Here is a 4,392-nt window from a genome sequence, read left to right on the forward strand (position 1 = left end):
ATGGGCTACAGCCACTTTTATGCAGAGGTACTCCGTACGAAAACCGTAGCAAAAGCGGTCAGTGAATCCCTGGACCTGTATGTGTTATTTGATGAGCTGTTCAAAGGAACCAATGTTAAGGATGCCTATGATGCGACCCTTGCGGTGACGGAAGCCTTTGCGGCCAACCGGAACAGTTTCTTTGTGGTCTCCACCCATATTATTGAAGTAGGTGAGGCTTTAGGTAAAGCTTGCGACAATGTACAGTTCTCTTACCTGCCAACGGTCATGAAAGACGGCATACCAACTTACCCATATACGCTTTCCTCCGGAATCACAACCGACCGTCAGGGCATGATCATTATTGAAAATGAAAAGATTGTAGAGATCATTCAATCCGGCGGTTCAACTCATAAACCTCATTTACAGCTGTAACATGTTAAATAAATATAGATTTTTAAGCTTTTTTGGAATAGCTGCGTTTTGTATTCCTCTGGGATGCAAAACCCAGCTGGACACACAGTCTTTACTCCTGGACCCGGCTGTACGAACAGGGAAACTAGCCAATGGCTTTACCTATTACATCCGTAAGAACAAGACCCCTGAAAAACGGGTAACCATGTATCTGGCTGTAAAAGTCGGGTCCATTCTGGAAACCGATCAGCAAAGAGGTGTGGCCCACTTTGTAGAACATATGAGTTTTAACGGGACCAAACACTTTCCTAAGAAGGAGCTGACCAATTACCTGGAAAAATCCGGAGTACGCTTTGGTGCAGACATCAATGCCAATACGGGCTTTGACGAAACGGTATATCAGTTACCATTACCATCGGACAATCCGGAGTTGCTGGCTAACGGTTTACAAATTATGCGCGACTGGGCGCAGGAAGCCAATATTGAGGCTAGCGATGTGGAACGTGAACGTCATGTGATCCTGGAAGAGAAACGCTATCGCGATGGACTTTCTCAGCGTTATCAGGAAAAGGCTATCCCATTTTACACCAATGGGTCTCGTTATGGCTCACGTTTACCAATCGGTACAGAAGAAGTCTTATTGAAAGTTACCCCACAGGAAATCCGCAGTTTTTATAAGGACTGGTATCGGCCAGACCTGCAGGCCATCCTGGTGGTCGGAGATATTGATCCCGATCAGATGGAAAAAGACATCAAAGCGAAGTTTTCAGACCTGAAGAATCCAAAGCCAGAAAAAGAACGGACGGTTTACCAGGCTAAACTGACTGGTAAAGGCCAGTATATGCAGTTTCTGGACCCGGAAATACCCGGTATATCTGTGGAGGTCCTGATGAAGGAATACACCGATAAAATCGTTACGACGACCGACTACCGCGCCTTTCTCTTGAAAAGCCTATTTGGGCAGCTGGTCAACAACAGGTTCAGAGGAATATCTCTTGCTGGTTTTTCGACGCTTTCTGGTGGATTAGGCTCTTTTTCAGTTGGTGTGAGCACCAAGCCGGCAGAGACCGAACAGGCGCTGAAGAGTGTATGGCTGGAATTGCGTAAAATACAGGAACAAGGGTTCACTAAAGGAGAACTCGAAAGGGTGAAAAAGAGTCATCAGCAAAAGATGGCCGATGCGCTGAGCGAGAAAGACAAAACGGCCTCAGAGGTGCTCATTAAACCCTACCTGCAGCACTTCCTGACCGGGAATGTACCGCAAAGCATTGAAGAAGAATCTAAACTGACTTCCGAGTTGCTTCCTGACATTACTTTAGAGGAGATCAATGGCCTGATGGTTACTTATCTGAAGTCTAAAGACCGGGATATTATCGTCAAAGGATCTGAACACAATAAAGGGTTCCTGCCCGACGCGGCGACAGTGGATCGCTGGATAGAGAATGTTTATACGCAAAGCCTGCCTGATGCAGAAGAAGATACACAAGATCTTCCTTTGCTGAAGGTTGAACCTACACCCGGAAAGATCAAATCAACTGAAGAAATTAAAGCTGCCGGTATACAAAAGTTAATGCTAAGTAATGGAATGACCGTACTGTTAAAAAAGACCAATTTCCAAAATGACCAGATTTTGATCAAAGGTATTGCGGCAGGGGGGGCGAGTTTATCTTCAGATGCGGATTACCTAAGCGCCATCAATGCGGCTAAGTTAACTATGGCTGCAGGAGCTGGAAATTATGATGCGCTGCAGCTGGGTAAGTTTCTGGCAGGTAAAAAAGTACAGATCAGTCCGTTCATCGTAGACGAATACCAGGGCTTTAGCGGGATGACTACCCCACAGGATCTGCAAACCACAATGGAGCTGTTGTATGCTTATTTTGCCGAGCCCCGTAAAAATGAGGAAACCTTCACCACACTGATTGAGAGGACTAAAGAAGAACTGGCGACCACCGGAAATGACCGCTCTAAAGTATTTATGGATACAGTAAACCTGGTTTTAGGAAATTATCACGTGCGTAAAAGGCCACAAAATACTGCGAGCCTGGCACAAATTAAACTGGACAAGACCTTTGAGATCTATAAAGAGCGTTTTGCTGATGCTTCGGGATTTACCTTTCTTTTCGTCGGTAATCTGGATGAAGGAACTCTAAGACCTTTAATCGAAAAATACCTGGGCTCTTTACCGGCTAAAAATCTACAGGAAACCGCGCGGGATGTGGGTATTCATATTCCGGCAGGCCAGATTTCTAAGACGGTGTACCTGGGCAGTGAGCAAAAATCAAGTGTCGTTTTGACCTATTCAGGCGATTTTGACTATAATTTTCAGAATACGGTCAACATGAATGCTGTGGCCGATGCACTGAAGATCAGCCTGACCCAAAGGCTAAGGGACCAGCAGGGTGGAACCTATACACCCAATGTACAGATGAACATGTCTAAATACCTGAAAAGCAGATTTAGCCTGATCATTACATTTGATTGTGCACCGCAGAATACTGAAAAGCTGATTGCTTCAGCGAGAGAAGAAGTGAACAAGATGAGGACTTCGGGGCCATCAGCAGAAAACCTGCAGAAGTTTAAGGCAGCCCGAAAGGTAGGGTTACAGACCGGCTCGACCAATAATGCTTTTTGGCTGGATTACCTGACCTCACAGGTGATGAATAAAGAGCCGCTGGCCCAATTCTATGATTACGATGCGGCGCTAAACGGCGTTACGGTAAAAACCGCACAGCAGACGGCGGCAAAATATATTCAGGATCAAAACTATGTGAGACTGGTACTGATGCCAGAAAAAAAATAAATTTTATAGAGATGAAGAAAATCATACAAATAGCCAGGCTGGAGCTCAGCCTGCTGTTTTATTCCCCGATTGCCTGGCTGCTGATGATCATCCTGTTTGTGCAGGTCAGTCTGAGCTTTACAGGTGCTATGTCTGGTTTGGAACGCACAAAAGGCGGTCCTTTTTTAACCGGTTCTCTGTTTACAGATTCTGATAATCTGGGGCTTTTTGTCCATATTTTAAGTAGTCTGTACTTATATATTCCACTGATTACGATGGGCATCATTAGTCGGGAGACCAGCAGCGGCAGTATCAAATTACTCTATTCTTCCCCCGTAAAGCTCAGGCATGTGGTGTACGGTAAATTCGCGGCCATGCTGACCTATAACCTGGTCATCATAGGTGTTTTGAGCCTGTTTGTTATAGGCGCGGCTCCCCTGATCCCGCATTTTGATTATCCGCATATTCTGGTGGCTTTGTTTGCAGCTTATTTGCTGATCAACGCCTATGCAGCGATCGGGATCTTTGTGTCCAGCTTAACCTCTTACCAGGCTGTAGCAGCCATCAGTACCTTTGTGGTACTGGCCTTTATGAATTATATTGGGACAGTTGGACAAGATATGGATTTTGTACGCGATCTGACCTTTAGTTTATCTATGCCCAGTCGTGCGGAACGCATGATGGCCGGATTACTCAATACCCGTGACGTCATTTATTATCTGGCCATCACCGGGATGTTCCTGGCTTTTACCATTACTAAACTGGAAATGGAAAGGGTCTTAAAATCTACCTTCAAACAGGTTGGGCGATATGCGCTGATCACAGTGGTTGCCTTAAGCATTACTTATATCAGTTCACGCCAGCCCATGATCGGTTATTATGATGCGACGGCCACCAAAACAAACACGCTCACTAAGGCCAGTCAGGAGCTCCTTAAAAAATTAGGTGACGGGCCGATTGAAATGACAGAATACGTCAATGGAATCGAAGATTCCTATAACAGGGCAAGCCCAAGTGACCGTATTGCAGATATCGCCCGTTGGGAGCCTTATTTACGGTTTAAGCCTAACATCAACCTGAAATGGGTGTATTATTACGACAGTATTCCTGGCATGACTGAAAACCTTATCAAATATAACTCGACTTTTAATAAGTATGTCGTGTTTATGTCGAATGCCAACCAACTTGACCTTGATAAATTTTTGACGCCCAAGGAAATC

The 4,392-nt window shown here is 45.2% G+C and carries 3 protein-coding genes; all 3 read left to right on the forward strand.

Annotated elements, in window-relative coordinates; genetic code table 11:
- Window positions 1-414 (forward strand): MutS-related protein (locus VNZ46_RS09200; protein WP_414693478.1); only part of this gene is annotated, 414 nt, incomplete at its 5' end.
- Window position 415: 1 nt separating this feature from the next.
- Window positions 416-3,193, forward strand: a complete 2,778-nt coding sequence (locus tag VNZ46_RS09205; protein WP_325559833.1) for a M16 family metallopeptidase — start codon at window positions 416-418, stop codon at window positions 3,191-3,193.
- Window positions 3,194-3,204: 11 nt separating this feature from the next.
- The coding region (locus VNZ46_RS09210; RefSeq protein ID WP_325559835.1) for an ABC transporter permease at window positions 3,205-4,392 on the forward strand (1,188 nt) is incomplete at its 3' end.

Origin of the sequence: Pedobacter sp. (assembly GCF_035566355.1) — a bacterium.
Lineage (GTDB): Bacteria > Bacteroidota > Bacteroidia > Sphingobacteriales > Sphingobacteriaceae > Pedobacter.